The following is a 5,445-nucleotide window of genomic DNA, read 5'->3' as shown; positions in this document are numbered from 1 at the left end:
GCTCAGCGGCGTGCTGGGCGTGACGACACCGAAGACCAGCTAGCCACCCCCCGAACCCGCACCCCCCATCCCCCGAGGAGTCACCATGTTGCGATCTCTGTTCACCGGCATCAGCGGGCTGGACGCCCACCAGCAGATGCTCGACGTCACGGCGAACAACATCGCCAACGTCAACACCACCGGCTACAAGTCAAGTTCCACCGTCTTCGAGGACACGCTCTCGCAGACGCTGTCCGGCGCCGGCGCCACCGCCGCGTCCACCGGCGGCACGAACGCCACCCAGGTCGGCCTCGGCGTCAAGCTGGCGGCCACGAACCTGGACTTCACCCAGGGCGCGTCGCAGCCCACCGGAGTGCCGAGCAACATGCTGATCAACAACGACGGCTTCTTCATGGTGACCAAGGGCGGCACCCAGATGTACACCCGAGCGGGCGCATTCGAGCTCGACGAGAGCGGTCACCTGGTCGCCCCCGACGGCGCGGAGGTCGAGGGCACCGACGGCAAGGTACTGGACCTCTCCGCCCTGCACTCGGGCGACTACGTGTCGTACTCGATCGGCCAGGACGGCACGATCTCGGGCATCAAGCGCGACAGCAGCACCGTCTCGCTCGGCCAGGTGGGCCTTGCGACGTTCCCCAACCCCGAGGGACTGACCAAGGTCGGCGACAGCGAGTTCGTCGCCTCGGCCTCGTCCGGCGCCGCCGACGTCGGCGCGCCGGGCACCGGCTCGCGCGGCACGATCAGCTCCGGCTACGTCGAGATGTCCAACGTCGACCTCTCGAAGGAGCTCACCAACCTGATCATCGCCCAGCGCGGCTTCCAGGCGAACTCGAAGGTGATCACCACCAGCGACCAGATCCTGGACACGCTGGTCAACCTCAAGCAGTAGCAGCCCAGCGGCGGGGCCGGCGCTCAGCATCACGCCGGTCCCGCCGATAGGAACAGTGGGCCCACGGATCGGGCCCGCGACAAACGGACCAAGGACGGACGCCGTGTTACAGCTGACCCGACTCAGCGGGCCGGTCTTCGCGCTCAACCCGGATCTCATCGAGCGCGCCGAATCGACCCCCGACACTGTCGTGACCCTCGTCAACGGCAGCAAGTACGTCATCCACGAATCGCTGGACGAGCTGATCACGCTCATCCACGAGTACCGGGTGCAACTGGTGTCCGCGGCGCAGGCCGGCGGCGGCTTCGCGCCCACCAGCGCCCTCGGCGGCTACCAGTCGGCCAAGCCCGCACGTGAATCCACCGCACCGGCGACCGTCGTGGCGCTGCACCCCGGGGACGCGTGATGGACCCGGCAACGATCATCGGCATCGGCATGGCGCTCGGCGCCATCGTCGTGTCGCTCATCATGGACGGCGGGAGCATCGGCTCGATGTTGCTGATCCCGCCGATGATCCTGGTGTTCGGCGGCACGATCGGCGCCGCCGTGGCCGGCGGCATGCTCCCGGACCTGAAGAACCTGCACAAGTCGCTCATCCGCGCCTTCACGGCGAAGAAGATCGACGCCAGCGCCAACGTGGCAGCGATCGTCGCGATGGCCGAGCGTGCCCGCCGCGAGGGCCTGCTCGCGCTCGAGGGCGATGTCACCGAGGTCGAGGACCCGTTCCTGCGCAAGGCGCTGGAGATGGCGATCGACGGCACCGACGCCGACGAGGTGGCCGAGATCCTCGGCTCCGAGATCGACACGAAGCGTGCGAACGACGCACACGCGGCCAAGATCTTCCACGACATGGGCGGCTTCGCGCCGACCATCGGCATCATCGGCACCGTGCTCGGGCTCGTGCACGTGCTCGGCAACCTGGGTGACCCGTCGACCCTCGGCGAGAAGATCGCCTCCGCGTTCGTCGCCACGCTCTGGGGTGTCATGACGGCCAACGTCTTCTGGTTCCCGGTGGCCAACCGGCTCAAGCGGGTGAGCGCGGTCGAGTGCGAACAGATGGAGATGACCATCGAGGGCGTGCTGGCCATCCAGGCCGGCTCCAACCCGCGACTCGTGGCGCAGAAACTCAACAGCATGCTCCCGCAGGCCGAATCCTCGGAGAAGGAGGCGGCCTGATGCCGCCGCCGAAGGCCCGCGGTGCCCGGGGTGCGGGCCGCCGCGGGCACGCCGAGGAGCACGAGGAAGGCGGCGCCGAACGCTGGCTGGTGACCTATGCCGACATGTTGACCCTCCTGCTCGTGCTGTTCATCGTGTTGTTCTCGATCTCGGTCGTGAACACCTCGAAGTTCATCTCGCTGAAGACCTCGCTGGCCGCGGTGTTCGGCGACGGGACGAAAGGCATGCTCAGCGGCGGCGCGGGCCTGCTCGACAAAGGCGAGGACAACAGCACCAAGGCCATGTCGACCTCACTGACCGGCAACCCCATGGTCCCGTCGAACAACATGAACAAGGCGGTGACCAATAGCTCGGCGGTGCTACCCGGCGGCTACACGAAGCAGGACGTCAGCAAGGAGGTCGCCAACTTCAAGGCGATCGAGAAAGCGATCGCGAAGTCGCTCGCGGCCCACGGCCTGCGCAACTCGGTCCGGTTCGCGATCACCAATCGCGGGCTGGTCATCACCGTGGTGACGAACTCGCTGATCTTCCCGGGGAACAGCGCCCGGCTGTTGGCGCAGGGCCAGCGCATCCTGGCCTCGGTCACACCGCCGCTGGTCCCGCAGAAGCGCAGCATCGAGGTGGACGGTTACACGAACCAGGAACGGGCCAGCACCTACCCGTACCCCTCGGGCTGGGAGCTGTCCTCGGCACGGGCGTCGGCCGTCGTGCGGTACCTCACCGCGCACCGGCTGCCCGAGCAGCGCCTGTCCGCAGTAGGCCTCAACGACCTGAACCCGCTCTACCCACGCAGCGACCCGCGCGCGGCCACGCTCAACCGGCGCGTCGAGATCGTCGTGCGCAGTGATCTGCCCAGCACCGCGGCGGCCGACCTGCAGGCCGCCGGCTCCCCCTGACCCGACCGTTACCGCCGAACCCGACCACGCACCACGGAGACCACCATGACCGCGATGAAGACCCGGCCCGCCGAGGCCGACGCCGAAACGGACGGCGCGCCGAAGAAGTCGAAGAAGAAGCTGATCATCATCGTGCTGGTCGTCCTGCTCGTCGTGGGCGGCGGCGCGTACAAGTTCCTGGCGCCGAAACCCAAGCCCGCGCCACCGAAGGCGGGCGAGACCGTGAAGATGGACCCGACCATCCTCAACCTCGCCGACAGCCACTACCTGAAGGTCGGCATCTCGATCCAACTCGTCGCCGGCAAGGCGAAATCGGCCGATTTCGACTCGAGCCAGGCGGGACAGCTCGTCATCAACGAGTTCACCGGCCTCGACCGCGGCACCCTGACCAACACCGAACGCCAGAAACTGGAGACGGACCTGACGACCAAGATCAAGAAGGCGTACCCGGGCGAGGTGTACGCCCTGTACCTGAACACGTTCCTCGTCGACTGACGGCGCCGGCCGCCCGACGCCGGGCGGCCGGTCGATGACCTCCGGTTCGTCCCATCCGGAGGCAATTGCCCGCGCGCCCTCATGTTTCGCGACCCGCGGTCGATGGGGAGCGCGTGCCACTGACGCCCGTGACCGAGCTGGTCACGCCGCCGCCTGCGCCCACAGGCGGGCAGGCCGTCAACCCGTACGACTTCCGTCGGCCGACGAAACTGTCGCGCGACCACGTTCGCTCGCTGCAGATGGCCTCGGACACGTTCGCGAAGCGGCTGACGACGGTGCTGACCAGCGGATTGCGTCAGGTCTGTCAGGTCGACGTGTCCGACATCGCGCAGTACAGCTACGACGAATACGTCTCCTCGCTCGCCGTCCAGACGCTCATGGTGCCGCTGGAGATCGACCCGATCGGCACGGGCGCGTTGGAGATGTCGCTGCCGGTCGCGCTGGCCGCGTTCGACCACATGCTCGGCGGCCCCGGTGGGACACAGCCGGACCGCCCGCTCACCGAGATCGAGACCTCGATCTGCGGCAAGCTCATCGACCAGATGCTGGGCGTGCTGGTGTACGCCTTCGAGTCGATCGCCGCGGTGACGATCACCGCCGGGCCGATCGAGTACAACCCGCAGTTCCTGCAGGTCGCCAGCGCAGCGGACGCGGTCGTCGTCATCACCTTCGACCTCGCCGTGGGTCGGGAGAACGCCCCGCTCACGCTGTGCCTGCCGCTCAACCGGCTGCTGCCGCGGCTGACCGCCAAACCCCGCGAGCACGGCCAGGACGACTCCTCCACCGCACATCCGCTGTTGCGCGAGCGGCTGGCAGACGTCCCGGTCGAGATGCAGGTGCGGTTCGCGGCGACGCCGATCGACTCGACCGTGGTGCTCGACCTGCAGGTCGGTGACCTCGTCCCCCTCACGCACCGCGTCGGCCACCCGCTCGACGTGCTCGTCGGCGGTTCGCCCGTGGGCCAGGCAGTCGCCGGCCGCGCCGGCCAGCAACTGGCCGCGCTGATCACCGCCAGCGCTGCGACGACCCAGAAGGAGATGCGATGACCAGCACACTCGCGCCGTCCGCAGGCGCGCTGCTCGAGGGGGCGGCCGCCGCCGTCACGGGCGCGCTGACGATCGGCGAACCCGTGACGCTCGTCGAGACCGAGTCCATCGAGACGTTCACGGCGGCGATCTTCGTGCCGTTCGGCGGCCGCGTCAGCGGCGAGTTCGCCATCTTCGTCGACGCGGAACTGGGCGCCGTGCTCGCCGCCGGGCCGGGGGCCGACCTCACCGCAGCGCTCGCGCCGGCGGTCGACGCGGTCGTCACCGCGCTCGGCACCGTGGCGCCCGGCGTCGCACAGAGCGTCGAGCCACGACTGGCCCGCACCCGCATCGACGGCTTCGACAACAGCGGCATGGTGGCGCTACAGGGCGCACAAGGGGCGCGCGCGGCGATCGCGCTGGGCCTGCGCGCGGAACCTGCGGACGCCGGCGCCACCGCGCCCGCCGCATCACAGCCCGTCCCGGCGGAGCGGCTCGACCTGCTGCGCGGCGTCGAGATGCAGGCCAGCGCCGAGCTCGGGCGCGCGCAGATGACCGTCAACCAGCTGCTCAGCCTGCGTCCGGGTGCCGTCGTCGAACTCGACCGCGCCGCCGGAGACCCCGCCGACCTCTACGTCAACGGCCGGCTGATGGCCCGCGGCGAGGTCGTGGTCGTCGACGAGAACTACGCGCTGCGCATCACGCACATCGTCGGCGACGACAGCACGCGCTGACCGATGGACACCGTCGCCCTGCTCGGCCGGCTCACCGTCTCGCTCGCCGCGGTACTGGGCATCGTCTGGCTGCTCGCCCGGCGCATGCGCAAGAGCGGACGCGGTGGCGGCCAGGGTCTGATCGATGTGCTCGGCCGCCAGCAACTGAGCCGCAGCGCCTCCATCGCCGTCGTGCATGTCGGCGATCAGGCACTGATCGTCGGCGTCACCGACGGCCAGGTGTCCGTGCT

8 protein-coding genes are annotated in these 5,445 nt (G+C 69.1%); all 8 read left to right on the top strand.

What is annotated here, in order from left to right:
- Positions 1–85: 85 nt before the first annotated feature.
- Positions 86–889: a flagellar hook-basal body complex protein gene (locus tag ACFFCN_RS18370; protein ID WP_375494026.1), complete on the top strand. Its 804-nt coding sequence runs from the start codon at positions 86–88 to the stop codon at positions 887–889.
- Positions 890–992: 103 nt separating this feature from the next.
- Positions 993–1,295: a flagellar FlbD family protein gene (locus ACFFCN_RS18365; protein WP_375494024.1), complete on the top strand. Its 303-nt coding sequence runs from the start codon at positions 993–995 to the stop codon at positions 1,293–1,295.
- Positions 1,295–2,065 carry a flagellar motor protein gene (locus ACFFCN_RS18360; protein ID WP_375494022.1) on the top strand — a complete coding sequence of 257 codons (771 nt, stop codon included), beginning with the start codon at positions 1,295–1,297 and terminating at the stop codon, positions 2,063–2,065. Before ACFFCN_RS18365 ends, ACFFCN_RS18360 begins: the two co-directional genes overlap by 1 nt.
- On the top strand, positions 2,065–2,961 hold the full coding sequence (locus ACFFCN_RS18355; RefSeq protein ID WP_375494020.1) for a flagellar motor protein MotB: 897 nt from the start codon (positions 2,065–2,067) through the stop codon (positions 2,959–2,961). Before ACFFCN_RS18360 ends, ACFFCN_RS18355 begins: the two co-directional genes overlap by 1 nt.
- Positions 2,962–3,006: 45 nt before the next feature.
- A complete protein-coding gene (locus ACFFCN_RS18350; RefSeq protein WP_375494018.1) occupies positions 3,007–3,456 on the top strand; it encodes a flagellar basal body-associated FliL family protein in 450 nt (149 codons plus the stop codon).
- A gap of 128 nt (positions 3,457–3,584) precedes the next feature.
- On the top strand, positions 3,585–4,502 hold the full coding sequence (locus ACFFCN_RS18345) for a flagellar motor switch protein FliM (protein WP_375494016.1): 918 nt from the start codon (positions 3,585–3,587) through the stop codon (positions 4,500–4,502).
- The gene (fliN, locus tag ACFFCN_RS18340) at positions 4,499–5,215 is read left to right on the top strand and encodes a flagellar motor switch protein FliN (protein WP_375494014.1); all 717 of its coding nucleotides are present in this window, start codon (positions 4,499–4,501) and stop codon (positions 5,213–5,215) included. The genes ACFFCN_RS18345 and fliN overlap by 4 nt, the downstream gene beginning before the upstream one ends.
- A gap of 3 nt (positions 5,216–5,218) precedes the next feature.
- Positions 5,219–5,445, top strand: a 227-nt coding sequence (fliO, locus tag ACFFCN_RS18335; protein ID WP_375494012.1) for a flagellar biosynthetic protein FliO, incomplete at its 3' end; no start/stop codon positions are given.

The sequence above is a fragment of the uncultured Jatrophihabitans sp. genome (assembly GCF_964246335.1).
In the GTDB taxonomy this organism is placed as follows: Bacteria; Actinomycetota; Actinomycetes; order Mycobacteriales; family Jatrophihabitantaceae; genus Jatrophihabitans.
This window is presented reverse-complemented; position numbering and strand designations above follow the sequence as displayed.

Excerpts from the sequence above, each read along its gene's own strand:
- ACFFCN_RS18360 (WP_375494022.1), top strand. The coding sequence starts at position 1,295 with ATGGACCCGGCAACGATCATCGGCATCGGCATGGCGCTCGGCGCCATC.
- ACFFCN_RS18370 (WP_375494026.1), top strand. The coding sequence starts at position 86 with ATGTTGCGATCTCTGTTCACCGGCATCAGCGGGCTGGACGCCCACCAG.
- ACFFCN_RS18355 (WP_375494020.1), top strand. The coding sequence starts at position 2,065 with ATGCCGCCGCCGAAGGCCCGCGGTGCCCGGGGTGCGGGCCGCCGCGGG.
- ACFFCN_RS18350 (WP_375494018.1), top strand. The coding sequence starts at position 3,007 with ATGACCGCGATGAAGACCCGGCCCGCCGAGGCCGACGCCGAAACGGAC.
- fliN (WP_375494014.1), top strand. The coding sequence starts at position 4,499 with ATGACCAGCACACTCGCGCCGTCCGCAGGCGCGCTGCTCGAGGGGGCG.